We start from the raw sequence: 24,012 nt of genomic DNA, 5'->3' as shown, positions 1-24,012 counted from the left end.
CCGCCCTGACTCCATCTCTACTGGTCACGACCTCGCCAGGCCGCGCGACGCCAAGGGCCTCACCGCGGCCGGCCACCTGATAGTGTGCGCGCAGCAGGCTGTGTAACCGGTTCCCCGCAGGTCGCGCGGAAGCGCCCGCACGAATCGGACCAGCGCCCTGAGCAGGCCGTGCGGAGGAGTCACGTTGGAACACCGATCGAACCCTGTCCTCGATGCGGATTGGCCAGACCCGGACGTCATCCGCGTCGGCGGCGACTACTGGATGATCGCCTCCAGCTTCAATCGAGCCCCGGGACTGCCCGTGCTGCGCTCGTCGAACCTCGTCGACTGGGAGCACGTGACCAATGCGCTGCCGGCGCTGGTCCCGCTCGAGCACTATGCGCTCCCGCGGCGCGGCAGCGGCGTCTGGGCTCCCAGCATCCGGGAGCACGACGGCACCTTCTTCATCGTCTACCCCGACCCCGACCACGGGATCTTCGTGATCGACGCGCCGCATCCCGCGGGTCCGTGGAGCGAGCCCCGGCTCCTGCTCGCCGGGCACGGATTGATCGACCCGTGCCCCCTGTGGGACGACGAGGGCCGCGCGCATCTGGTGCACGGCTGGGCGCGGTCGCGCGCCGGGATCAAGAATCGCCTCTCGCTGCTGGAGGTGACCCCGGACCTCACGGCCCCGCTGACCGCATCCGAGGTGCTCATCGACGGCGCCGAGATCCCCGGCATGCTCACCCTGGAGGGCCCCAAGGCGTACGTCCACGACGGCTGGTACTGGATCTACGCCCCGGCGGGAGGGGTCGCCGACGGGTACCAGGTCGTCTTCCGCTCCCGCGACCTCCGCGGCCCCTACGAGTACCGCGTGGTGCTGGAGCAGGACGACACGCCGGTCAATGGTCCCCACCAGGGCGCATTGGTCGACGACGAGCAGGGCTGCTGGTGGTTCGTCCACTTCCAGGACCGCGACGTCTTCGGCCGTGTCACCCACGTCCAGCCGGTCCGTTTCGACGCCGAGGGGTGGCCCCACATGGGTGAGCCCGTCGACGCGACCCGCGGCCGTCCGGTCGCCGTCGTCCCCGAGGTCGGCGCCGTGGGCGGCAGCGGTCCGGTCACGGGCTACACGGAGCCGCGGCGTTCCGATGACTTCACCTCGCGCGAGCTCGCTCCGCGCTGGCACTGGCAGGCCAACCCCCGGGCCGACCGGTGGCGCACCGGGGACGGGCGACTGGACCTGGCCTTCGCGCCGAGTCCCCGCGCCGATCTCCGGCAGCTCGGTGACGTGCTCGGCCAGCAGCTTCCGGGGCAGCCGAGCAGCTGGGAGGTGGAGCTCCACCTTCCTGCTGCACCCCCGCGCCGCGATGCCGCCCCCGAGCGGGCGGGGATCGTAGTGCTCGGGCTGAGCTACGCGTGGGTCGGACTGGTTCGGGACGGGGACGGCATAGCCCTCGTCCACGGCACGATGCCGCAGGACGCGGCCGACGAGACGATCCACCGCGCCCGGCTGCTCACGGCGGACCCGACCGCCGAGGCCTCGATACGCCTGCATCTGACCTGCGATCAGGCAGGTCGCATAGCGCTGGGGGCATCGCCGGGCCGAGCGGCCCCGGCCGGTCGCCCTGCGGGGGCGGCACCTCCCCAGTGGCTGCTGACCGGATGGCAGAGTACGAAGGGACGGTGGATCGGCGCGGAGGTCGGCCTGTTCGCCGCGGCCGGGAGCATGGTGGACCATGTCCTGGACGACCGGAGGGCGAGTTTCAGCCCGGTGACCGTGCACTGCGAAGGATGTGACATCTGATGCCCCGAGGCGGAGGTGGGCCGACCATCACCCAGGTGGCGGAGGCGGCCGGGGTCTCCCGCGCCACGGTGTCGCGCGTCCTCAACGGCCGCACCAGCGTCGATCCGTCGATCGGCCTCCGTGTGAAGGAGGCGGCGCAGAAGCTGCAGTACCGTCCGAACCTCACTGCCCGCAATCTCTCGACCGGGCGCACCCTGACGGTGGCGCTGGTGGTCCCGGACCTCGGCAACCCCATGTTCCAGGCGATCCTGCGCGGTCTCTCCCGCAGCGCGGAGGCCGACGGATACAGCGTGCTGGTCGCGGAGGCCTCCTCACCGGAGCGGGAGGAGTCGATCGCCCGCGAGGCACGCCGCCGTTGCGACGCGGTGGTGCTGGTCTCGCCCCGCATGGACGACCTCGTCCTCGACGAGCTCGTCAGCACCATCGCTCCCGTGGTTCTCGTCAACCGTCGCACCACCGCGGGCCGCGCCACCACCATCAGCATCGACTATGCGGGAGGCATGACGCAGCTGGTCCGTCATCTCGAGGCGTTCGGGCACCGGGATCTGCTGTACGTGGCCGGCCCGCCCCGCAGCGCGGCCAACCGTGCACGTCTGACCGCTCTGAACAGCCTCGTCGACGCCTCCCCGGGGACGACGCTCCGCTCCATCCACGGCGGCTCGACCATGTCCGACGGGTACGAGGTGGCCGAGCAGGTGCTCGAATCCGGGGCCACCGCTGTGCTGGGGTTCAACGACCTCACGGCCTTCGGCATCCTGGCGCGCCTGAACGAGTTCGGCGTCAACGTGCCCGGAGACCTCTCGGTCACCGGTTTCGACGGCATCGAGCTGTCCCGCTTCGCCGTGCCGCGTCTGACCACCGTCGGCCAGGAGCAGCTGGATCCGGGCGCGGTCGCCTGGACCCGGCTGCGCGACCACATCGAGAGCCCGGGCGCCGACGAGACCGTCGGCGATGTCCTGCTCGAGCCGCAGCTGATCGTCGGCGACAGCACGGGGCGCGTGCCGCCGTCGAGAGTGCCCGTTCGCGACCATGCCGATGCACTGTCGGGGGCATACGATGCCGACCTCGCGAAGAAGCCGCTGGGCTGGGTGCGGGAAGGTCGGGACTGGACCCTTCTGCACGGGGGGACGCTGCTGACCGCCGCCGTGACGGGGGCGTCCATGGCCCCCGTCCACAGCCCGCGCCCTCACCTGCACCCCGTGCGCTCTCTGCACGGACGAGCGCTGACGGTCACGAATCCGGTCGTCCATCGGCATCATTTCGGTCTGTCGCTCGCCCTGCCCGACGTCAACGGCACCACGTACTGGGGAGGGCGCACCTTTGTCGAGGGCCGTGGCTCGACCCTGCTGGCGAACCAGGGTGTCCAGGAGATCCGCGGGACGGAGACCGCGGAGACCGGGCGCGATCTGCGCTCGGAGGTCAGGTGGCTCGATCATGATGGCCGCGACGTCCTGCTCGAACGGCGACGCCTCCGGGCGTTCGTCCTGCCCGAGCACTATGGGTGGGGCCTTGCCTGGCGCAGCCGCCTGTACGCGGACACCGCCGACGTGCGCCTGACGAGCCCCGCGAACCGGGGCCGGCTGGGGGCGGGGTACGGGGGCCTGTTCTGGCGTCTGCCCGACGCGGACGAGACCCGCATCCTGGTCGAGGACGGTCACGGGGAGTCGATCGCCCATGGGTCGACGAGTCCGTTCCTGGTCGTCCAGCGACGCCACGGCAACGAGTGGACCAGTCTCGTGCTCGTGCAGGACATCCAGACGCAGAGTCGTGTCGACCCGTGGTTCGTGCGCGCATCGGACTACGTAGGAATCGGCACGAGCCTCGCCTGGTCCGCTCCGCGGGACATACCCCGCGGCGCCCACCTCGACGTCCGGGTGCACGCGGCCGTGTTCGACCACCCGGTGACGGCCGATGAGGTGCCCGCGATCGTCGGGGCCATGCCTGTCAGCGACGACGAGTTCCCCGCCTCGAGCGGCGACTCCTGATCGGCGGGCGGCGTGCCGCGAGTGATGTGCCGCGACAAGACGTCGACGACCTCGCCCGGAGGCGTTCCCGCGGGAACGTCTGACGCCGAAGGGTCCGCTCGGCGATCGGGCCTGGAGGAGATCAGCCGGCCGCAGCCTCCCATCGCGGATCGCGGCCCAGGAAGGCGAAGAGCTTCTCCTGCTCGGTCGCCTCCTGCGGCACGGGCTGCTGCTGCCCGAACTGGCCGCTGGATCGCAGCATCTCCTCCATGGCACTCATCCCGGCCAGCGCCTCGTGGACCATGTCGGGATCGAGCGCGTCGTCCTGGCCCGATGAGCGAGCCAGGTCCCAGGTGTGGAAGAAGACGTCCCCGGTGAAGACCGAGTCGACGACGTCCGGGACCGGCCTGTCCTGGCCGGTGTGCGGATTCGAGTGCAGGTGCTGCGCGGCAGCCGGGTCCTCGAACAGCTCACGGACCTGCCTATCGAGATGGTTCCAGGCGCCGACGGGGTCGTCGTCCGCCGACGGCCCGGCCGAGAAGCGGACATCCGAGCCCCCGTGGATCATGGCCGGCAGCCACGTGACGAGATGGTCGACGACATCCCGGGCACGCCATTCCGCGACGGGCGTGGGTGCGTCCCAGTCCTTCACCCCGCCGACCGTCTCGGTGAACCGGTCGGAGATGGCGCGGTACTTCGCGTCGGGCGGGAGCTGGGGCAGCGGGGTGCTCACGCTGTCTGCTCCGCCGCAGGAGACTGTGCTCCCGCCGGCACGGAACCGGCCTCGAGGAGCTCGTCGAGCTTCGCGTAGCCCTCGTTGATGCCGACTTCCATGCCGGATTCCAGCATTTGACCGCGCGCCTCGAAGGAGTCGGTCAGCGACTGGCTGTGCATGCGGGTCCAGCCGTCCCCCAGGTCCTCGAATCGCATCGTCTCCAGCGAGACCCCCTCGGGCCAGCCGTCGAAGGTGAAGGTCTGGACGATGCGATTCTCGGAGACCTCGTGGAAGCAGCCGTGGAAGGAGTACTCCTCCTCACCCCGGATGTTGGTGAAGGCCCAGGAGCCGCCGGTGCGGGCGTCCCAGTGGTCGATGCGGGTCGAGAGGTCCTTGGGCCCGACCCACTGGGCGTAGAGGTCCGGGTCGGTGTGAGCGCGGACGATCTGCTCCGGAGTAGCAGGGAAGTCCCGGGTGATGCGGATCAGGGGGACGTCGGGGTCGGCTTCGATGGCGGCAGTGGTCAGACGGTCGGTGACGTTCATGGCGATGTCTCCTGAGAATCGGTGAGGCCTGCGTCAGGGGTTCCTGCGTGCTCGAGGACCTCGTCGAGGCGGGACATGCGTGCCTCGGCGGCCCTGCGATGTCGGTCGATCCAGGTGGTCAGCTCCCCCAGCGTCTCGGCGTCGAGATGCACGGGGCGGCGTTGGGCATCGCGCCGGCGGGTGACGAGACCGGCGGATTCGAGGACCGCGAGGTGTTTGCTCACGGCCTGCAGCGACATGTCATAGGGGGCGGCGAGCTCGCCCACGGTGGCGTCCCCGAGAGTGAGCCGGGAGACGAGGTCGCGACGGGTGGGGTCGGCGAGAGCGGCGAAGGCCCTCGAGAGAGTGTCGTCGTCCATACATCCCTTTCTCAACTTCTTGGTTAACAACGGCGACGCTACGCCTGCTCCGCCACGTCGTCAACCCTTCGGTTGAATACAACTGGTGCGGGCTCGGTCGCCGGGCACGCGCGGGCTGTCAGCGCGGCCAGGCTCGGTTCGTGGCAGCGCGATCAGGGGCAGGTCGAGGCGCCGCGGTCAGGCGCTGGCCGAAGCGCCCTGATCAGCGGCCCCCGCGAGCCACTCCGCGAGCGCCGTGGCGACCGGCTCGGTCGCCTCGATCGGCGCGAGATGCCCGACGCCCGGCAGCACAGTCAGCGGCGGCTCTCCCGGCAGCGCCTCCCGCAGCCGGGAGGCCTGCTCGACCGGGATCCACGGGTCCTGCTCGCCCCAGCCGATCGTCACGGGGCAGCGCACCTGGTGGAGCCGTTCCACGAGGGGCTCGGTGTGCTCGGGGCTCAGCGCTGCGATCTGGCGGTAGAACCCGGCCTGCCCCTCCCCCTCGATCCAGGGAGAGACCAGCAGCTCCGACTGCTCCGCGGTCAGCGTGCGGTGCGCGGCCCCGCTGATGTACTCGCGCACCAGGGCGGCGTGGAGCGCGGGCGGCAGGGCGGTGAAGACGTCGGCGTGCTCGGCGACGAGCCGGAAGAACGGCGACCCCCACGGGTCGAGTGTCACGGCGTCCCACAGCGCGAGCGAGGCGAACTGGCTGCCGCCACGCAGGTGGGCGCCGAGGGCGACCGCGCCGCCGATGTCGTGGGCGATCACGTGGGGGTTCGCCAGCTCCCAGTGCTCGAGCAGCCGCGCGAACCGCTCACCCTGGGTCACCAGGTCGAGCGGGACGTCGACCCCTTTGCCGGAACGGCCGTAGCCGGGCATGTCCCACAGATGCACCCGGAAGGTCGCACTCAGGGCCCGGGCCACCGGTGCCCACACCTGGGCCGACCACGGGGTGCCATGGCAGAACAGGACGTCACCGCGGGAGGCGCTGCCATCCGCTCCGAATTCGTAGATGGCGATCCGGACCCCGCCGAGGTCGATGGGGACAGGCTCGGGCAGCGAAGGAGTCGGCGCAGCAGGCGCGGAGGGAGATGCGGTCACACGCGAGAACCTACTCGATCCGGCCCTGAACTTCCGGCCCCGGCTTCGTGCATCCGATCCGGTCCGGAAATCGCGACCGAACCTACGCTCGGTCAGACCGTCTGAATACGGGGTCGAGGACTGTGGCAACCTTGGCCATCTGGGCGTCAAGGTAAGGCTCGCTGACGTCCTCGAGGCGTTCCTTGCGTCTCCAGGCAGCCCACTTCACCTGGCCGATGGCCCCGTACCCTGCGATGACAGGTGCAATCGGACCGAGGGCAATTTTGCGATACCGGGCCACGGCCTGGGCTGATTCCAGAAGCAGGTCCTCATCAACACCGTGCTTCTCGCTCAGCTGGACGATGTCGATGTAGTCGCGCCACCGGGTGCTCGCGGTCCCCCGCTCCAGAATGGTCACGCCTTTTTCGGCCACGGTGGTCTCCGGCGCGTAGCCCAGCATCTCTATGTCGTGACCGAGCACCCGAGGAACCTTAACCGGCCGCGGCAGCGGCACGATCGGGTCGCCCGTGGAGATGTCCCAGACCACGACGAGCATTTGAGGCCCGACACGACAGTTGACCCGCACCCGCATGCCGGGATACTCGGCGTCGTCGCGAATCTCCTGGATGCTGACCGCGTCCACGTCGAACCAGACACCATCCGCGACATCGACTGCCGCCACGTGACGCACAACGTCCACGATGTGCTCGGGCGTGACAGAGACATTGACCGCTTCAGAGTCCACGTCCTTCGTGGGGCGGCGTACGCCGTAGACGGCAAGCAGAATGCCGCCCTTCAAGATGAAGTTGTCCCGGTGATCCGTGCGGGCGAGCCGCTCAAGGAACGATTCAGGCACGTGACGGGTGAGGTACTCGGCCGTGGGAGTGGGCTTACCGGCCTTGGCGCCGTCCGATCGGGCTCGGTTCTGAAGCTGCCGAAAGACTGCCTCGCCTGTGCTCACGCGAGGATGTCCAGTGCCTGAAGGATTGGCCCCTCGGCCCTGGGGAGCCTGGACGCGATCTCCATGAGATCGGCCGGCCTGCCACCCCTGCGCAGCCATTCGCGAAGGGCGTCTCTGCCGAGCTCGTATCCGACGTCGCCGCGAAGGCGGAAGGCGTCGGCGATGCACCGCTCGGGCGAGTAGATGCCGATGCGTTGGGCCGTTCTCGGGACCGCGATGTCAGCGCGGCCGAGGGTGAATGTGTCCTTGGCGAACAGGTGCCAGTTGATTGCCGCCTCGGTGGCAGGGATGCGGGCTCCGCGCGGGATGGCGACGTCGAGCGCATCAGGAATCGCGTCAGTGAGGTCGTGGAAAGCGAGCGCCGAAGTCAGGCAGATCGTCGCGTCTCGACGACGGGTGGCAGCCTCGATCCAGTCCCAGTCCGCGGCTGGCGCGTCGGACGGCCGGTAGATGCCCCGAGCAATGCGCTCGTACCGCCCCGACTGGGCCGCGCGGTAGAGGGTGCTCCGGGACATGCCCCCACGCCACGCGTGCTTCGGACGCAGCGTCTCTGCCCCCATGGCTCTCACCTCCCGAAACAGACCGTATGCAGGTAACCGTACCTGTATACGCTTTGTTTCGCCATAGCCAAGCCAGGCGCGAGCAACCCAGATACGGGCTCGCCTTCGACCCGACTGCAGCGGCACCATTCAGGCCCCGGCGGTCGCGGGACCCAGCCGGGACCGCTCGTGCACCGAGAAGTACCACGTCAGCGGCACCTCTTGCGTCGCGGCGGCTGAGCGGGGGTGCGGCGGCTGCGTGAGGGTACGACGGCTGAGCGAGGGCGCAGCGTTCGTGGGGCGCCGCGGCCAGGCGCCAGCCCACCCGCGGCCCGCCCTCAGGCCAGCTGCAGCTGCACCGTCGCGAAGGAGTGCGGCGGGAGCTCGACCTCGAGGCCGCGCTCGTGCTCGCGCACCGTCGTCAGCTCCACCGGGGCCACCGCGTCGGGCTGCTCCGGGGTGTTGTGCGCGGCAGAGGACGCTCCGGTGAGCACCCGCGCCGAATGCCCGGTGACCTCGCGGCCGCGCAGGTCCAGCACGAGCGTGCGGCCCTCGGAGGCATCCAGGTTCGACAGCGAGATCAGCGCCGTCTCCCCCGTCGTCGACGCCGAGGCGGAGATCGACGGCAGGGTGCGGCCCTCGATCTCGCGCGGCTCCTCGGGCAGCAGCACGTGGGCGTCCAGCGCCGCGGCGTCCTGGTGACCGGCGTTCATCTCGAACACGTGATACGTCGGCGTGAGCACCAGCGCGCCGGAGTCCGGGTCGGTGAGGACCATCGCCTGCAGCACGTTGACGGTCTGGGCGATGTTGGCCATGACCAGGCGGTCCGCGTGGCGGTGGAAGCCGTCGAAGTGGAGCGAGGCGACCAGGGCGTCACGCACGGTGTTCTGCTGGTACAGGAAGCCGGGGTTGGTGCCGGGCTCCACGTTCCACCAGGTGCCCCATTCGTCCAGGACGAGGCCCACCTGCTTGTGCGGGTCGTAGTGGTCCATGACGGTGGAGTGGCGGGCGACGAGCTCCTCGGTGCGGGCGGCGCGGGCGAGGGTCAGGTACCACTCGTCCTCGGTGAACTCGGTGGCGCTGCCCTTGTCCTGCCACGGCCCGGACATCGTGTAGTGGTGCAGGGAGATCGCCTGGAAGGGCTTGGGCTTGGTCTCGCGGCCCTTGAGGGTGCCGATGGCCTTCATCAGCGCCTCGGTCCAGCCGTAGTCGTCATCGCTGGCGCCGGCCGCGATGCGCGTGACGTCGTTGCCCGCGTGATCGCGCACGTAGGTCGAGTACTGCCTGGCCAGGGCGGCGTAGTCCTCGGCGCGCATGTTGCCGCCGCAGCCCCAGGCCTCGTTGCCGATCCCGAAGTACGGCACCTTCCACGGTTCCTCACGCCCGTTCTGCCGGCGCAGGGAGGCCATCGGGGAGTCGTCGGCACGGGTGAGGTACTCGATCCACTCGCTCATCTCGGCCACGGTGCCGGAGCCGACGTTGCCGTTGACGTAGGCCTCGGTGCCCAGCAGCTCGACGAGGTCCATGAACTCGTGGGTGCCGAAGGAGTTGTCCTCTACCACGTCGCCCCAGTGGGAGTTGACCATGCGAGGGCGCTGCTCGCGCGGGCCGATGCCGTCCTTCCAGTGGTACTCGTCGGCGAAGCAGCCGCCGGGCCAGCGCAGGTTGGGGATCCGCAGGGCGCGCAGGGCGTCGACCACGTCGTGGCGGATGCCGCGGGTGTTGGGGATCTCGGAGTCCTCGCCGACGAAGAAGCCGCCGTAGATGCAGCGGCCGAGGTGCTCGGCGAAGTGGCCGTACAGATGGCGGGAGATGGTGGCGCCGGGCAGGTCGAGGTCGACGACCACGCGCGCGGGCCCGTCGGTCCGCCTGCTGGAGGGGCCGGTCGATCCGGTGGTACCGGTGCCGTGGCTGGGGGCGCTCAGCGCCGAGGCCAGGCCGGTGGTGACAGTGCGGGCAGGGTTGCTCATCGGAGTTCTCCTTGCTCAGGCGCCGGTGCGGCTCAGGCGGATGATCGACCACGAGATCGCGGGCAGCTCACCGGTCAGGCGGCCGTCGGCGAGCGCGATCGACTCGTTCTTCTGCGGGGTGACGGTGTCGGGGGCGTCGGCCGTGTTCGCCACGTACGGGTCCTCGTGGTGGAGGGTGAGGGCCTCGACGAGCTTGAGCCCGGCGAAGGCGGTGAGGTCCACGCCCAGGTCGAGCGGCCCCGAGGCGTCGCGATTGACGACGAAGACGGTGAGGTCCCCGGTCTCCTCGTCCCAGGTCGCGACCGCGTCGCCCGAGGTGCTGGTGCCGAAGCGCTGGTTTTCGAACGTCGGCGACTGGAGCCGCACGTCGAGCACCTCGCCCTTGGCGTGGCGGGACGTGAGCGAGAACGGATGGAAGGTGGTCTGCTTCCACACACGCCCGCCGGGCTCGGTCATGATCGGGGCGATCACGTTGACCAGCTGGGCGAGGGACGCGGAGGCGACGCGGTCGCTGTGGCGCAGCAGGGAGATCAGCAGGTTGCCGAACACCACGGCGTCCATCGCGGAGTAGACGTCCTCCAGCAGCACGGGGGCGACGGGCCAGTCGTCGCCGCTCGGCGGGCGGGACTCGGCGCGGTGCTGGTACCAGATGTTCCACTCGTCGAAGCTGACCATGATGCGCTTGTCGCGCTTCAGCTTCGCGCGCACATGGTCGGCGGTGGCGACGACGGAGTCGATGAAGTAGTCCATGTCGTCGGCCGAGGCGAGGAAGGAGGCCTGGTCGCCGTCCTTCTCCGAGTAGTACGCGTGGGCGGAGATCATGTCCACGAAGTCGTAGGCCTCGGTCAGCACGGTGTTTTCCCACGCCCCGAAGGTGGGCATCTGCGAGTTCGAGGAGCCGCAGGCGATCAGCTCGAGGTCCGGGTCCTCCTGACGCATGGCACGGGCTGCCTCGGTGGCCACCCGGGCGTACTCCTCGGCGGTCTTGTGGCCGGTCTGCCAGGGGCCGTCCATCTCGTTGCCCAGGCACCACATGCGGATGCCGTGCGGCTGGGGCGACCCGTTGGCGGCGCGCTGATCGGAGAGCTCGATGCCCTGCGGGGCGTTGGCGTACTGCAGCACGTCCAGGGCCTCCTCGACCCCGCGGGTGCCGAGGTTCACGGCGTACATCGGTTCGACCTCGGCCTTCTTCGCCCAGGCCATGAACTCGTCCAGGCCGACGGTGTTGGGCTCGGTGGAGTGCCAGGCGAGGTCGTGGCGGGCGGGTCGCTGCTCGAGGGGCCCGACGCCGTCCTCCCACTTGTAGCCGGAGACGAAGTTGCCGCCGGGGTAGCGCACCGAGCTGACGCCGAGCTCACGGGTGAGCTCGAGGACGTCGGTGCGGAAGCCGTCCTCGTCGGCCGAGGGATGATCGGGCTCGTGGATGCCGGTGTAGACGCAGCGGCCCAGGTGCTCGACGAACGCACCGAAGGTGCGGCGGCGCACGGGCGCGACGCGGAAGGCGGGGTTGACGGTGAGGGTCAGCGCAGGAGACATCGGTGTCAGGATCCTTCTGGGGAGTGGGCGCCGGTTCGCGCGACAGTGCGACGGGACACGATGCGATGACCAGGTGCGACAACCAGGTTTACATCGTTGCAAACACCTTTTCACAGCAAGAGGACCGCGTCAACGGGGTCTCACGGGCGCGTCGGGCTGATCGCCCGACCCCACCGCTGCGCGCCCTGCAGCCGCCGCGGCCCGGTTCGGTGCGAGAATCATAGGTATGCCCACGCACTCCTCGACCGGCCGCCAGCGCCCTCCGTCGCTGCGCGATGTCGCCGAGCTCGCGGGGGTCTCGATCAAGACCGTCTCGAACGTGGTCAACGACTACCCGCATGTGCGCGAGTCGACCCGGGAGAGCGTCCGCGAGGCGATCCTGCAGGTGGGTTACCGCCCCCAGGTCGCGGCGCAGCAGCTGCGCACCGGGGCCAGCCGGATGATCACCCTCGCGGTGCCGTCACTGAATCTCTCCTACTTCTCGAATCTCGCCCAGGAGTTCATCGACGAGGCCCAGCGACGCGGTCAGACCATCGTGCTGCACTCGACCTCGGGCGGCCGCGACGCAGAGCGCACCGTGCTGGAGGGCTTCAAACGGGTCTTCGGCGACGGCGTGATCTTCAGTCCTCTCGAACTCGAGGAGGAGCTGTTCGCGCGCATGGAGCGCACCAGCCAGCCCACCGCGTTCATCGGCGAGCACCTGCCCGAGACCCTCCCCCAGGGCAGCGACTACGTGCGTATCGACAACGTCTCCGCGTCCTTCGATGCGACGTCGCATCTGCTCGAGACCGGCCGGCGCCGCCTGGCCTTCCTCGGCGTGATCGACACCGAGCACGGGCAGCAGCCCCATAGTTCCGGCTCCCTGCGCCGGGACGGCTTCCTCTCCGCGATCGGCGAGTTCGGCCTCTCCCCCGACGAGGCGGTCGTGCGGACGCTCCCGAACTGGCGGCGCATCGACGGCTTCGACGGAGCCCAGACGCTGCTGGAGGAGCACCCCGACATCGACGGCATCGTCTGCGGCAACGACGACCTCGCGATCGGCGCGCTGGCGAAGCTGCGACGCCTGGGCCGACGGGTGCCCGAGGAGATCGCCGTGATCGGATACGACGACACGCCCGACGCGCCGTTCACCGCCCCGTCCCTCAGCAGTGTCTCCCCGGACAAGTCTCGATTGGCGGCCACGGTGCTGGACCTGCTGGCCGAGCGCATCCAGGGCTACGACGGCCCGCCCCGCGTGGTGGACACCCCGTACACCGTGGTCACGCGGGAGTCGACCATGGAGAGCACCGGCATCTCCGCGCCATCGTCATCAGCACGTACTCCCGCATCCCTATCCGCCCCAGATATCGAGGAGCACCCCCGGTGACCATCCCGACCCCGTACGAGGACCTGCTGCGCGAGGTCCTGGAGACCGGCAGCCCCAAGGGCGACCGCACCGGCACCGGGACCCGCAGCCTGTTCGGCCGCCAGCTCCGCTACGACCTCTCGGCGGGTTTCCCGCTGATCACCACCAAACGCGTCCACTTCCGCTCGCTCGCGCTCGAGCTGCTGTGGTTCCTGCGCGGGGACACCAATGTGCGCTGGCTGCAGGAGCGCGGGGTGAGCATCTGGGACGAGTGGGCCGACGAGAACGGCGAGCTGGGCCCGGTCTACGGGGCGCAGTGGCGCTCCTGGCCCACCCCCGAGGGCGGCGTGATCGACCAGATCAGTGACGTCGTCCGGCAGGTCCGCACCAATCCGGAGTCGCGGCGACTGATCGTGACCGCCTGGAATCCGGCCGACATCCCGGCGATGGCGCTGGCGCCCTGCCATGCCCTGTTCCAGTTCGAGGTCCACGACGGCAGGCTCTCCTGTCAGCTCTACCAGCGCAGCGCCGACATGTTCCTCGGGGTCCCCTTCAACATCGCCAGCTACGCGCTGCTGACGCACATGGTCGCCCAGCAGACCGATCTCGAGGTCGGTGACTTCGTGTGGACCGGCGGGGACTGCCACATCTACGACAACCACATCGAGCAGGTCACCAAGCAGCTCGCCCGCGAGCCCTACCCCTACCCGAGCCTGCGGATCACCCGCCGCCCGGACTCGATCCTCGACTACGTCCTCGAGGACTTCGAGGTGGCGGGCTACGAGCACCACCCGGGCATCAAAGCGCCGGTCGCGGTCTGATGGGACCGGCCGACGAGACCGCATCCGGCGCCTCAGCCCGGTCCGGTGCCCCTGCCGGCAGCGGTGGCCCCATCCGCCCGCGCATCGGGATGATCTGGGCGCAGACGCGCAGCGGCGTGATCGGTGCGGACGGCACGATGCCGTGGCATCTGCCCGAGGACCTCACCCACTTCAAGCGCACCACCCAGGGCTGCCCCGTGGTTATGGGCCGGCGGACCTGGCAGTCCTTCCCGCCCCGATTCCGCCCCCTGCAGGGCCGTACCAACATCGTCATCACCCGCGACGACGACTTCGCCGAGGACGGTGCGGTTCGCGCGCGGGACCTGCCGGAAGGGCTGCGCCTCGCGGAGGAGTCGCTGGCCGCGCAGGACGGGACGATCTGGGTGATCGGCGGCGGCGGGGTCTACCGGGAGGCGATGGACGACGCGGATCTGCTCTCCGTCACCGAGATCGACCTCGACGTCGACGGGGACACCACCGCCCCCGAGGTCCCCAGCGCCTTCCGGCAGACGTCGGCCGATCCGGAGTCCGGGTGGCACGAAGCGGCCAACGGCCTGCGCTACCGCATCCTCACCTACGAACGCTGAGGCGGGCGGGGTCCGTGCCGACGCGGAGCTCGCGCAGATGCATGAAGCGCCCGGTGAGCTCGGCATCCCACGCGTGGAACGCGATCAGGTCCTGGCCGTCAGGCCCGACGGTGCACGAGTTGTGACCCGGACCGATGAACTCCTCGTCGGTCGCCAGCAGCACGTCCTCCCCCGCCTCCGGCAGTGTCCAGGGACCCACCGGCGTGGAGGCGTGCGCCCACGCGGTGCGGTACCCGGGACCCTGCCAGGAGCCGCCCGAGTAGGTCAGCAGCAGCATGCCGTCGCGCACCACGACGTGCGGGCCCTCGAGCGTGTGCCAGGTGTACGTGGAGCCGTACATCTCCCGGTCCCGCTCGAAGATCTGCCAATCTGCGTACGGCTCCAGCACCGGGACCGTCTCCCCCAGCGTGGTCGGCGTCGGCAGCGGCGCGGCCGCCAGGTGAGTCCCCGGCCGTTCATGCTCGAGGACGTCGCGGGCGAAGAACAGCCACCACGACCCGTCCGGCAGTCGGCACGGCGAGGCGTCGATCGCGAACAGCTCGTCGGGCGTGAGCACGAGCCCCTGATCGCGGAACGGGCCCCGCGAGTGCTCGGCCCGGGCGACTCGCACCCGGTGGCCGCGGTCGTCGTGGCCCACCGAGTAGTACATCCACCAGGCGCCGTCCCGGTGGCAGACCTCCGGCGCCCAATACGAATCGCCCGCCTCGGATGGCAGGGCCTCGAGCACGTTGCCGATCCCCTCCCACTGCTGGAGGTCCGACGAGACGGCGGCGGGAACGGCCAGACCGTCCCGCACCGGACCGGTCCCGTAGGCGATCCACCCGTCGGGCGTGCGGACGACGGCAGGGTCGGCCAGCGGCACCTCCCACGCCGGTTCAGCGGTCATCACTCATCCCTTCAATCCGGTCGCGGCGATGCCCGCGACCAGGTAGCGCTGGAGCACGAAGAACACCAGCAGCACCGGGAGCAGGCTGACGGTGGCCGCCATGAACAGGCCTCCGTAGTCGAAGGTCTGCGCGGTCAGGAACGAGGACAGGTAGATCTGCACCGTCATCGCGTTCTGCCCGTCGCCCGCGACCACCAGCGGCCACAGGAACGCGTTCCACGAGCCGATCAACCCCAGCACCGTCAGCGCCGAGGCGAACGGCAGCGTGTTGGGGAAGACGATTCGGAAGAACGTGCGGAAGAACCCTGCCCCGTCGATGTAGGCGGCTTCCTCGATCTCCCGGGGGAAGTTCACGTAGAACTGCCGGAACAGGAACACGTTGAACGCGCTGAACAGGCCCGGAACGATCAGCCCCTGCAGGGTGCCGATCCAACCCAGGGAGGCGACGATGATGAAGTTCGGCACGAACGCCGTCGGCGCCGGCACCAGGAGCACCGTGATGACCAGGATGAACATCGGCTTGGCCGCGCGGTTGGGGATTCGCACCAGCGCGTAGCCGGCGAGCGAGGCGATGAGGATCGACAGCGAGGTCGAGAGCACCGCCATGATCGCCGAGTTCATCAGGGCATCGAGATACCGCGGATCCGCGAACAGTTCCGGGATGCGCTGCCACTGCGGGTCGCTGGGCCAGAACACGAACTCGCGCGAGTAGATCTCGTCGTTCGTGGACAGCGCCGTCTTGATCATCGCGTAGAACGGCACGAGGAACACCACCGCCAGCGCGGACGCCACCACGTACCGAAGCGTCAGGCCGATGCTGCCTCGTCGTTGGCCGACGATGTTGAGCTGGGCGGTCATCGCCCCTCCTTCCCGACAGCCGGCGCTGCGCCCCGGCGGCCGAGGCCCCGCAGGAACCGGAAGCGGCCCGTGCGGGCCCCGTCGTCGTTGGATCCGAAGCCCACCAGCCAGGTCTGCAGCAGCCCGGCCATCACCATGATCGCCGTCAGCACCAGGGCGCCGGCCGAGCCGGTGCCGAAGTCCTGCTGCGGGCCGAGAGCGATGTTGTAGAGATAGACCAGCGGAGGCCTGGTCTCGGGATTGTTGCCGGTGAGGTTGTAGAACTCGTCGAACGCCTGGAAGGCGGCGATCAGCAGGAGCAGCAGCACCGCGGCGGACGTGGTGCGCAGCTGCGGCAGTGTGATCAGGCGGAACATGCGGAACCCGCCGGGGCTGAGCCCGTCGACCGCGGCCGCTTCGTAGAGCTGAGTCGGGATCGCCTGCAGTCCGGCGAGGAACAGCAGCATGTAGAAGCCGACCTGCAGCCACAGCCGCACCGAGACCAGCACGATCCACCAGTACGGCGAGGCCGAGAGCCAGCTCGAGACCGCATCCAGGCCCACGACGCCCAGCAGCTGATTCACGATGCCCGATTCCAGGCCGTTGAACAGCGAGAGCCTCCAGACCACGCACGCGACGACGTAGCTGCACGCGGTGGGCAGGAAGAACACCGAGCGGAAGAACGTCTGGAACCGGGGCAGCCCGTTGATCAGCACGGCGAGGCCGAGGGAGGCGGCCATGGTCACCGGCACGATGAACAGGGCGAACACGATGAACGTGCGCAGCGACTGCAGGAACGCGGTGTCGACGAGGAAGCCCGTGAAGTTCTCGAGCCCGACGAAGCGGGTGGGCAGCACCGTCCCGCGCGCCTCGAACAGGCTCAGCGTGCCGCCCCAGATCAGGGGGAGGATCGTGAAGACCGCCAGCCCGGCCAGGAACGGCGTGAAGAACAGCCAGAAGGCGAGGTTGTTGCCCTTGATCCTCGTCGGCCCGGTGCGAACAGGGCCGGCGCCGTCGGGCCCGTGGCGGCTCCGACCGCCGCGGTCGACAGCGGCCGACGGACGGGTCCGTGGCTCTCCGGCCGAGGAACCGGCGGAGTGCGCGGACGAGGCTCCCGACGGAGTGGTGGCCTGCGTGCTCACGAGTCCAGGACCCGGTTGCTGGCCTCCTCCGCTGCGGCGAGCTCCTCGGCGGGATCGGCGCCGTTCTTGAGGATGTTGCTGATCGCGTCGGCCTGCGGGGTGCTAACCTCACCTGTCCACTCGGGGGTGCCGGTCACACCCATGTCCTTGGCCATGGTCGCGATCTCGAGGCCGTTGCCGTCCTTGAGGGCGTCTGCGGCATCGGCCACCGACGTGATCGAGGGGATGTGGAAGCCATAGCTGAGCGCCCAGTCGGTCTGGAACTCCGCCTGCTCGATCCACAGCCACTTCACGAACTCCTTGGCCTCCTCGGCCTTCTCGCTGTTGCCGGCGACCTGCTCGTTCCAGGTGCCGATGAACGCGACCTGGCGCCCACCGGCGCCGACGGCCGGGTGGGGGAAGACGCCGACGTCGTCCAGCGACTCCTCGAGGGCCGGCAGCGCCCAGCAGCCGCCCCACGCGATCGCGGCCAGGCCCGAGGCGAAGGCCGATGGATCGGCCCAGTCCGAGGGCGCACCGGTCAGCAGGACGTCGTCGGCGATCATCTGCTGGATCGCGGCGAGCCCCTCGGCGTACTCGGGCGTGTTGTACGCGACGGCGTCGCGGGCCTCGTTCATGGGGCTCCCACCGGCGGCCCAGATCATCGGGTAGGTGCACGCGTCGAAGTTATTGCCGAGGAACAGCCCCTTCTGGTCGGGCGTGGTCAGTTCGGTGGCGGCTGCGACGAGGTCGTCGAAAGTCTCCGGCGGAGCGATGCCGGCGGCCTCGAACATGCTCTTGCGGTAGTAGAAGTGCTGGGGGTCCAGCAGCATCGGGACGCCCCAGATCTGGTCACCGATGGTGACCGGGCCCAGGGAGGCCTCGTTGAACTGGTCCTTGACCGGGTCGACGATGTCGGTGAGCTCGACGTAGCGGCCCTGCTCGGCCTGGTCGACGGCGATCGCGTTGTTCTCGAACACATCCACCCCGCCGCCGGAGAGCAGCGCTGTCGACAGCCGGGAGGCGTAGTCACCGGAGACCCAGTTGACCTCCACGGTGCCCGCCTCGTACGCCTCGGCGTACTTGGTCGCGGCGTCCTGCGTGCCGTCCTCCCCGTACTGGTGGTACCACTGCGAGAGGGTCTCTCCACCACCTCCCCCGCCACCCGTCAGCCCGCCGGTGTTGCCGCCGCACGCGGTCAGGCCGGCTCCGGCCAGGGCCACCCCGCCGAGGCCCAGAGCGTGACGTCGTGAGAATCCATATCTGCCGGTCATTGCCATCTCCTTCGATGCGCCAGATGCCCCGCGTCGTCGCGGGCTGGCAGGAGTCTAACGTGAGAATCGGTGCGCCATGTCACATCTAGGACACGATCACTCGGGCGCAGCGACCCGCGACTGCCGGGCTCTCCTCGACGTCAAGACGACATATGCGGCTCCTCCTCGGCACGACATGCGCAACACGACGAACCGGTTCCACCGATATGTCTCAGGAGCGAGACGTATCGGTGGAACCGGTGGGCGTGCCGACCGTGCGAGACGCTCTCCTTCAGGTTCCGGCGATGCCGGTGGTCGCGATCCCGCGGATGATCTGACGCTGGAAGAACATGAACACCACGATCAGCGGCAGGGCCGCGAGCATCGCCTGGGCCATGCTCTGGGCGTACTGGACTCCATAGGCGCTGACGACGGTCTGCAGGCCCGTCGGGAGAGTCATCAGGTTCGAGTCGTTGATGACGATGAACGGCCACAGGAAGTTGTTCCAGGCGCCGATGAACACGAATATCGCGACTGCACCGAGGATCGGGCGCGACAACGGCAGCACGATGCTCCAGAAGATCCGCAGCCGGCTCGCGCCATCCATCAGCGCCGCCTCCTCGAGCTCGAACGGTATCTGGTCGAAGAACTTCTTGAGGATGAACACCATTGGGGCCGCGACGACCTGCGGCAGGATGATCCCCCAGTAGGTATCGACCAGATCCAGCGTCAGCATCAGCTGGAACAGCGGCACGATGAGGATCTGTGCCGGGATCATGATCGAGGCGACGATCAGCGCGATGATCATCTGGCGTCCCGCGAATTTCAGCCGCGAGAGCGCATAGCCGGCCAGTGCCGAGATCGTCACGGTGATCAGCGTGACGAGGGTCGAGGTCAGCAGGCTGTTCCAGGCCCACCGGGGTACGAGGCCCTCGGTCAGCACATTCACGTACGCCGCCAGCGTGAAGCCCTGCTCCGGAATGATCGTGACTGGCATCGCGGCGGCCTCGGCCTCCGTCTTGAACGATGTCAGTGCCGCCCACAGCACCGGCACGAGCCAGGACAGCGCAAGCACAGCCAGGATGACGAACGCGATGATGCGGGTGGGCGTGGGCGCGCGACGCCGCTTCGGCACGGCCGCGACGGCACCGGCATTCCGAGCCATGGTGGTCGGGATCCGGGCAGGGCTGGTGGGGGCAGCGGCGCTCATGCCTTCACGCTCCGGCGGGACGAGATCACCATGTAGGCGACTGAGACGATGATGATCATGAAGAAGAAGATGTATGAGATGGCCGAGGCATACCCGAGGCGGTAGCCGGTGAAGCCGGCCTCGTAGATGTAGACGAGAATCGGGCGGGTCGCGCCGCCCGGGCCGCCGCCGGTCATCTGATAGATCTGATCGAAGACCTTCAGCGATGCCAGCAGCTGCAGTACCAGCACCAGCACCGTCGTGGGGGCGAGTTGCGGCAGGGTGATCGAAAGGAACTTGCGAAGCCCTCCGGCCCCATCCAGCGATGCCGCCTCGTAGAGGTGGTCAGGGATGTTCTGCAGTGCAGCGAGGTAGAGCAGGAAGTTGAAACCGATCGTCCACCATACGGTGGTCACGACCACCGCGATCATCGCGGTGCCCGGATCCTGCAACCAGGCCGGTCCCGTCACCCCGAACCAGCCCAGGAACGTATTGATCAGGCCCAGTTGCGGGTTGTACATCCATGCCCAGAATTGGGAGACCACGGTCGAGGCCAGCAGGAACGGCAGGAAGAAGGACAGGCGCCAGAACCACTGCCCCGGGAGCCCCAGGTTCACCAGGACGGCCATCAGCATCGCTACGACGACCAGCGGGATCGTCGAGAGCACAGTGAACCAGACCGTGTTGCCCAGCGAGCGCCACACGATCGGGTCGCCGAGGGCCTCCACCCAGTTGTCCAGCCCCACGAATTCGGTGTTGGTCCCGGCCAGGCTCGCACTGGTGAAGCTCATCCACAGCCCGTAGACCGTCGGCCAGATGAGGAACAGCACGAAGGCCGCAAGGAAGGGACTGCAGTACAGCCACCCGCGTAGGTTCTCGGAGCGGCGCCGGCGTTTCCGGCCGGCTGACAGGTGCTCGGCAGCACCGGGGGCGACAGGTGGCGCGCTTCCGCCCGGAGGGGCGGCCAGGCCGTCGGTCGTCATCATCGATCGTCTCCTTCGACGGGCGAACTGAGCGGTACAGGAAGGACGCGGTGCCGGGCTCTCACACCGGGGCAGGCTTCTGCAGCAGTGCGTTGATGCGGGCGACGAAGGCGTTCCAGCCGTCAAGGGGGTCCGTGCGCCGTGCCCAGACGTTCTGCATGTCGTTGCCGAAGTAGTTGTGGAAGTCGCTGCCGGCGCCGGTGAACCACGCGGGCGGGTCGTAGACGAGGTGATCGATGGCGTCGGCGTAGTGGGCCTGCGGTGTCAGTTCCGCGTACTCCGGCGACTCGACCACCGGCGTATAGGCCGGGATGTGCCCCGCGCCCGCCCAGTTCAACGAGTTCTGCAGGACATAGGCGACCATTCGATGGACATTGCGGCGCCGCTCCTCGTCGGGGGTCGACTGGTGGGGCAGCACGAACGTATGGGAATCCGCGAAGGCGGCAGGATCGCCGAATACGCCAGGAATCACGGTCATGTCGAACGGAAGCCCCTCAAGCCCGCCGATCTCCCAGACGCCGCCGAAGAGACCGCCTGAACTGCCCGTCGCGAATTCGGAGACAGCCGTGCCGCCGTCATGACTGGGGTTGCCCACCTCGCCGTCGATCAGCGAGAGGATCCATTCGATCGCCTCGACGACGATCTCCTCCTGATACTGCATCTTGCCGCCGACCGGCAGGTCTATGGTGCCGCCCATCTGCGCGTAGTACGTCGAGAACATCCGCCACTGGTTCGAGGCGTCTGCGAGATACCCCCAGGACAGGCCGTACCCGCTGGGCGCCTTGGCCCCGAGCTCCAGAGCCATCGCCCGGAAGTCCTCCGGAGTATCTGTAGGCATCAGCAGACCGTCGCTGTCGAGCACACCGGCGGACTCGGCGATCTCGGTGTTGTAGTAGAGGACGAAGGGGTGAGAGTCCAGAGCGATCGCCGTGAGCTTGTCCTCGAAGAACATCTTCTCCCAGATCAACTCGGGGAAGTCCTGCTTCCGGACGCCGAACTCGGCGAGCAGGTCGATGTCCCACTCGTCCAGCAGACCCCCTGGCGCGTACCCGGGAACACGGGAGGCATGCATGACGGCGACATCGGGCGCGCGGCCTCCGGCTGAGGCCATGGCCAGCTTCGTGTAGTACGGAGCTCCCCACGCAAGCACTGTCTGGCTCACCGTGGCGGCACCGTCGGAGGCCATGTACTCATCCACGAGTTCGCCCATGGTCTCGCCGTCGGACCCCGTCATGAGATGCCAGAAGGCGATGTCGTCCGAGGCACGAGCGTTCGCCCCGGCGCACCCGGACAGTGCTCCGAGGCCGCCGAGCGCGCCCAGTGCCCCGGCACCCTGCAGAAGAGTGCGTCGACGTACGGGCGTTCCTCCGCGAGACGTTCCGAGCATGATCCTGTCCACCTCTTCGTGGTCGAGTGCGGGTCGGACGGTTCCCAGCGGGGCCGCCCGGTAGTCCGTGAGCCTCCCGGCCCTGGGAGACCCGCGTGCGCCATGCTGAACTTACAGCGCTGTAAAGCGGCCGTCAACATCACGCGGGCCACCTGCACTCAGGCGCACGACAAACCGGCTCCCCCGATCCGCGCCGAGCGGTATCGGTGAAGCCGGTAAGCGTGTCCTCGACAGGGCGCAGACCCTGGTGACCCGGGAGCGACGGGAATCAGCCCGCCGCTCCGGCGTGCGCTCAGCCCTTCAGGCCGGACCCCGTCACGCCTTCGACGATCTGGCGCTGGAAGAACATGTACAGCACCACCAGCGGGAGCGCAGCCAGGATCGCGCCCGCCTGGATGTCGGCGTAGCGCAGGCCGAAGCTGCCCTGGACCGTCGCCAGTCCGACCGGGATGGTCATCAGCGCCGGGTTGGACATCACGAACAGCGGCAGCAGCAGGTTGTTCCAGGTCCACACGAAGGTGAGGATCGCGACGGCCGCGGTGACCGGGCGCGACAGCGGCATGATCACGCCCCAGTAGATCCGCCACAGTCCGGCGCCGTCGACGCGGGCGGCCTCCTCGAGCTCCTTGGGGATGCCGTCGAAGAACTGCTTGAAGATGAACACGGCGATGACGGAGGGTACCTGCGGCAGGATCACCGCCCAGTAGGTGTTCAGCAGCTGCACGATCCTCAACTGCTCGAAGATCGGCACGATCAGCACCTGGCTGGGGATCATGAGGCCGACGATGATCAGCAGGTAGACCAGCGCGCGCCCTCGGAACCGGAGCCGTGAGAGGGCGAATGCGGCCATCGAGGCGAACAGCAGCGTCAGCACGGCCGTGACGACCGAGGTGACACCGCTGGCGAGGTACCAGTTCCAGATGTCGCCCTGCTGCATCAGCGTCACGTAGGACTCGAGCGTCGGCGTCCAGTTTGTGAGGATCTCCTGGGCGCCGAGCGCCGCGACGCCATTGGGTGACAACGACGTCTTCAGGGCGAACAGGCTGGGGATGAGCCAGAGGATCGCGAAGACGACGAGGATCACGGTGGTGACCACGGTGAACGAGCGTCCGCTGCCGCCGGGGCGGTCCCGGCGAGGGGCTGGCGCTGCGGCGGAGACGCCCGAGCTGCCGCTGCGGCGGGTGTCGGTGGCGGTCATGTCAGGAAGCCCCCTTGCGCTCGGCACCAGCACGTTCGACGACCTGCTGGATGATGGCGATCACGATGATGATGAGGAACAGCAGCACCGACGCGGCCGAGGCGGCGCCGATCCGGTTGTCGGTGAAGGCCGTCTCGGTGATGAGCCCCAGCGCGACCTGGGTCGAGATGCCGGGGCCGCCGGACGTCATCAGGTAGACCTGGTCGAAGATCTTCAGGCTGGCGATGATCTGCAGAAGGATCACCAGCGCGGTGGTCCGGCGCAGCAGCGGGATCGTGACGCTGCGGATCTGCTGCCAGGGCGAGGCCCCGTCGACGGCGGCGGCCTCGTACAGCTCTCGCGGGATCTCCTGAAGCCCGGCGAGGTAGAGGACGAAGTTGAACCCGATGGTCCACCACACCGTGGCGATCGCGATTCCGATCATCGCGGTGGCCGGATCGGCGAGCATCCCTGCCCCGGCCTCGAGGCCGAGGAGCTGACCGGGCAGTGACCACAGACCGGTGGACGGCGTGAAGATGAAGACCCAGATCAGGGAGATCGTCGCCGAGGGCAGGATGAACGGCAGGAAGAAGGCCAGGCGGAAGAACCACTGGCCGCGGGAGGCCCGGTTGGTCAGCACCGCGAGCACGAACGAGAGGATCACCAGCGGCGGCACCGTGTACAGCGTGAACTGCAGGGTGTGCCACAGCGAGGACCAGAAGTCGTCGCGGGCGAACATCTCGGCGTAGTTGGCCAGGCCCGCGAACGACCCGAGCCCGGTGTGGACGGTCGAGGTGTTGAAGAAGCTGGCGATGAACATCCAGACCGCCGGCCCGATCATGAAGGCCAGGTAGAACAGCCCGAACGGGGCGATGAAGAGCCAGGCCTGCGGGCGATTGCGCTTCGCGTCGACCTGACGGGCAGGCCGTTCGCTCACCCCGGCAGGCCGGGGAACAGCAGGAGACGTCGTCGTCATGAGTGTGCCTTCCGGA

At 68.8% G+C, this 24,012-nt stretch carries 22 protein-coding genes; 5 read left to right on the top strand and 17 right to left on the bottom strand.

The features are described from left to right. The first annotated feature begins 184 nt into the window (after positions 1 to 184). Together AC5020_RS00155 and AC5020_RS00150 are read left to right on the top strand one after the other, a co-directional pair. Positions 185 to 1,786, top strand: a complete 1,602-nt coding sequence (locus AC5020_RS00155) for a glycoside hydrolase family 43 protein (protein WP_377018492.1) — start codon at positions 185 to 187, stop codon at positions 1,784 to 1,786. Beyond that, positions 1,786 to 3,771 carry a DUF6807 family protein gene (locus AC5020_RS00150; protein WP_464986727.1) on the top strand — a complete coding sequence of 662 codons (1,986 nt, stop codon included), beginning with the start codon at positions 1,786 to 1,788 and terminating at the stop codon, positions 3,769 to 3,771. The genes AC5020_RS00155 and AC5020_RS00150 overlap by 1 nt, the downstream gene beginning before the upstream one ends. Before the next feature lie 121 nt (positions 3,772 to 3,892). Here the strand turns inward: AC5020_RS00150 and AC5020_RS00145 are convergent, their stop codons facing one another. From AC5020_RS00145 to arfA, 8 genes are all read right to left on the bottom strand, one after another. Beyond that, a complete protein-coding gene (locus AC5020_RS00145) occupies positions 3,893 to 4,483 on the bottom strand; it encodes a TIGR03086 family metal-binding protein (protein WP_377018490.1) in 591 nt (196 codons plus the stop codon). Then, positions 4,480 to 5,010 (bottom strand): SRPBCC family protein, encoded by a 531-nt coding sequence (locus AC5020_RS00140; protein WP_377018489.1) that lies wholly within the window; start codon positions 5,008 to 5,010, stop codon positions 4,480 to 4,482. Before AC5020_RS00140 ends, AC5020_RS00145 begins: the two co-directional genes overlap by 4 nt. Beyond that, positions 5,007 to 5,369 (bottom strand): ArsR/SmtB family transcription factor, encoded by a 363-nt coding sequence (locus tag AC5020_RS00135; RefSeq protein WP_377803613.1) that lies wholly within the window; start codon positions 5,367 to 5,369, stop codon positions 5,007 to 5,009. Before AC5020_RS00135 ends, AC5020_RS00140 begins: the two co-directional genes overlap by 4 nt. A gap of 177 nt (positions 5,370 to 5,546) precedes the next feature. After that, complete coding sequence (locus AC5020_RS00130; protein ID WP_464986726.1) at positions 5,547 to 6,449, bottom strand: alpha/beta fold hydrolase; 903 nt, start codon at positions 6,447 to 6,449, stop codon at positions 5,547 to 5,549. Between the two features lie 82 nt (positions 6,450 to 6,531). Continuing rightward, on the bottom strand, positions 6,532 to 7,389 hold the full coding sequence (locus AC5020_RS00125) for a nucleotidyl transferase AbiEii/AbiGii toxin family protein (protein ID WP_464986725.1): 858 nt from the start codon (positions 7,387 to 7,389) through the stop codon (positions 6,532 to 6,534). Next, a complete protein-coding gene (locus AC5020_RS00120; protein ID WP_464986724.1) occupies positions 7,386 to 7,904 on the bottom strand; it encodes a type IV toxin-antitoxin system AbiEi family antitoxin domain-containing protein in 519 nt (172 codons plus the stop codon). The genes AC5020_RS00125 and AC5020_RS00120 overlap by 4 nt, the downstream gene beginning before the upstream one ends. Before the next feature lie 362 nt (positions 7,905 to 8,266). Next, positions 8,267 to 9,898 carry an alpha-N-arabinofuranosidase gene (locus AC5020_RS00115; protein WP_464986723.1) on the bottom strand — a complete coding sequence of 544 codons (1,632 nt, stop codon included), beginning with the start codon at positions 9,896 to 9,898 and terminating at the stop codon, positions 8,267 to 8,269. Between the two features lie 15 nt (positions 9,899 to 9,913). Continuing rightward, a complete protein-coding gene (arfA, locus tag AC5020_RS00110) occupies positions 9,914 to 11,434 on the bottom strand; it encodes an arabinosylfuranosidase ArfA (RefSeq protein WP_464986722.1) in 1,521 nt (506 codons plus the stop codon). Between the two features lie 226 nt (positions 11,435 to 11,660). Between arfA and AC5020_RS00105 the strand changes: the two genes are divergently transcribed. The 3 genes from AC5020_RS00105 to AC5020_RS00095 are packed head-to-tail and all read left to right on the top strand — an operon-like array spanning position 11,661 to position 14,187. Beyond that, positions 11,661 to 12,800: a LacI family DNA-binding transcriptional regulator gene (locus AC5020_RS00105; protein WP_377803607.1), complete on the top strand. Its 1,140-nt coding sequence runs from the start codon at positions 11,661 to 11,663 to the stop codon at positions 12,798 to 12,800. Further along, a complete protein-coding gene (locus AC5020_RS00100; protein ID WP_464986721.1) occupies positions 12,797 to 13,600 on the top strand; it encodes a thymidylate synthase in 804 nt (267 codons plus the stop codon). Before AC5020_RS00105 ends, AC5020_RS00100 begins: the two co-directional genes overlap by 4 nt. Beyond that, a complete protein-coding gene (locus AC5020_RS00095) occupies positions 13,600 to 14,187 on the top strand; it encodes a dihydrofolate reductase (RefSeq protein ID WP_464986720.1) in 588 nt (195 codons plus the stop codon). Before AC5020_RS00100 ends, AC5020_RS00095 begins: the two co-directional genes overlap by 1 nt. Here the strand turns inward: AC5020_RS00095 and AC5020_RS00090 are convergent. The 9 genes from AC5020_RS00090 to AC5020_RS00050 all read right to left on the bottom strand — a co-directional run bounded on the left by AC5020_RS00090 (position 14,171) and on the right by AC5020_RS00050 (position 23,996). Then, positions 14,171 to 15,073 (bottom strand): glycoside hydrolase family 43 protein, encoded by a 903-nt coding sequence (locus AC5020_RS00090; protein WP_464986719.1) that lies wholly within the window; start codon positions 15,071 to 15,073, stop codon positions 14,171 to 14,173. The two genes, AC5020_RS00095 and AC5020_RS00090, sit on opposite strands and share 17 nt — an antisense overlap. 3 nt (positions 15,074 to 15,076) lie before the next feature. Continuing rightward, positions 15,077 to 15,931: a carbohydrate ABC transporter permease gene (locus AC5020_RS00085; RefSeq protein WP_464986718.1), complete on the bottom strand. Its 855-nt coding sequence runs from the start codon at positions 15,929 to 15,931 to the stop codon at positions 15,077 to 15,079. Further along, the gene (locus tag AC5020_RS00080; RefSeq protein ID WP_464986717.1) at positions 15,928 to 17,052 is read right to left on the bottom strand and encodes a carbohydrate ABC transporter permease; all 1,125 of its coding nucleotides are present in this window, start codon (positions 17,050 to 17,052) and stop codon (positions 15,928 to 15,930) included. Before AC5020_RS00080 ends, AC5020_RS00085 begins: the two co-directional genes overlap by 4 nt. Further along, on the bottom strand, positions 17,049 to 18,305 hold the full coding sequence (locus AC5020_RS00075) for an ABC transporter substrate-binding protein (protein ID WP_377793660.1): 1,257 nt from the start codon (positions 18,303 to 18,305) through the stop codon (positions 17,049 to 17,051). Before AC5020_RS00075 ends, AC5020_RS00080 begins: the two co-directional genes overlap by 4 nt. 271 nt (positions 18,306 to 18,576) lie before the next feature. Continuing rightward, positions 18,577 to 19,494, bottom strand: a complete 918-nt coding sequence (locus AC5020_RS00070; RefSeq protein ID WP_377793658.1) for a carbohydrate ABC transporter permease — start codon at positions 19,492 to 19,494, stop codon at positions 18,577 to 18,579. Next, entirely contained in the window at positions 19,491 to 20,459 is a 969-nt protein-coding gene (locus tag AC5020_RS00065; RefSeq protein ID WP_377793657.1) for a carbohydrate ABC transporter permease, read from the bottom strand. Before AC5020_RS00065 ends, AC5020_RS00070 begins: the two co-directional genes overlap by 4 nt. A 58-nt stretch (positions 20,460 to 20,517) precedes the next feature. Further along, positions 20,518 to 21,843, bottom strand: coding sequence for an extracellular solute-binding protein (locus AC5020_RS00060; RefSeq protein WP_464986716.1), 1,326 nt, complete (start codon positions 21,841 to 21,843; stop codon positions 20,518 to 20,520). Between the two features lie 292 nt (positions 21,844 to 22,135). Beyond that, positions 22,136 to 23,041, bottom strand: coding sequence for a carbohydrate ABC transporter permease (locus tag AC5020_RS00055; RefSeq protein ID WP_377018473.1), 906 nt, complete (start codon positions 23,039 to 23,041; stop codon positions 22,136 to 22,138). 1 nt (position 23,042) lies between these two features. Then, the gene (locus AC5020_RS00050) at positions 23,043 to 23,996 is read right to left on the bottom strand and encodes a carbohydrate ABC transporter permease (protein ID WP_377018472.1); all 954 of its coding nucleotides are present in this window, start codon (positions 23,994 to 23,996) and stop codon (positions 23,043 to 23,045) included. Between the last annotated feature and the right edge of the window lie 16 nt (positions 23,997 to 24,012).

Source organism: Brachybacterium sp. SYSU DS0246, assembly GCF_059391765.1.
Note: the sequence above shows the minus strand (reverse complement) of the source record. Positions and strands in the feature narration are given on the sequence as shown.

Coding starts and splice junctions, on each gene's coding strand:
- AC5020_RS00105 (WP_377803607.1), top strand. CDS start 11,661: ATGCCCACGCACTCCTCGACCGGCCGCCAGCGCCCTCCGTCGCTGCGC.
- AC5020_RS00070 (WP_377793658.1), bottom strand. CDS start 19,494: ATGAGCGCCGCTGCCCCCACCAGCCCTGCCCGGATCCCGACCACCATG.
- AC5020_RS00150 (WP_464986727.1), top strand. CDS start 1,786: ATGCCCCGAGGCGGAGGTGGGCCGACCATCACCCAGGTGGCGGAGGCG.
- AC5020_RS00095 (WP_464986720.1), top strand. CDS start 13,600: ATGGGACCGGCCGACGAGACCGCATCCGGCGCCTCAGCCCGGTCCGGT.
- AC5020_RS00120 (WP_464986724.1), bottom strand. CDS start 7,904: ATGTCCCGGAGCACCCTCTACCGCGCGGCCCAGTCGGGGCGGTACGAG.
- AC5020_RS00140 (WP_377018489.1), bottom strand. CDS start 5,010: ATGAACGTCACCGACCGTCTGACCACTGCCGCCATCGAAGCCGACCCC.
- AC5020_RS00055 (WP_377018473.1), bottom strand. CDS start 23,041: ATGACCGCCACCGACACCCGCCGCAGCGGCAGCTCGGGCGTCTCCGCC.
- AC5020_RS00060 (WP_464986716.1), bottom strand. CDS start 21,843: ATGCTCGGAACGTCTCGCGGAGGAACGCCCGTACGTCGACGCACTCTT.
- AC5020_RS00115 (WP_464986723.1), bottom strand. CDS start 9,898: ATGAGCAACCCTGCCCGCACTGTCACCACCGGCCTGGCCTCGGCGCTG.
- AC5020_RS00050 (WP_377018472.1), bottom strand. CDS start 23,996: ATGACGACGACGTCTCCTGCTGTTCCCCGGCCTGCCGGGGTGAGCGAA.
- AC5020_RS00065 (WP_377793657.1), bottom strand. CDS start 20,459: ATGATGACGACCGACGGCCTGGCCGCCCCTCCGGGCGGAAGCGCGCCA.
- AC5020_RS00090 (WP_464986719.1), bottom strand. CDS start 15,073: ATGACCGCTGAACCGGCGTGGGAGGTGCCGCTGGCCGACCCTGCCGTC.
- arfA (WP_464986722.1), bottom strand. CDS start 11,434: ATGTCTCCTGCGCTGACCCTCACCGTCAACCCCGCCTTCCGCGTCGCG.
- AC5020_RS00085 (WP_464986718.1), bottom strand. CDS start 15,931: ATGACCGCCCAGCTCAACATCGTCGGCCAACGACGAGGCAGCATCGGC.
- AC5020_RS00135 (WP_377803613.1), bottom strand. CDS start 5,369: ATGGACGACGACACTCTCTCGAGGGCCTTCGCCGCTCTCGCCGACCCC.
- AC5020_RS00075 (WP_377793660.1), bottom strand. CDS start 18,305: ATGACCGGCAGATATGGATTCTCACGACGTCACGCTCTGGGCCTCGGC.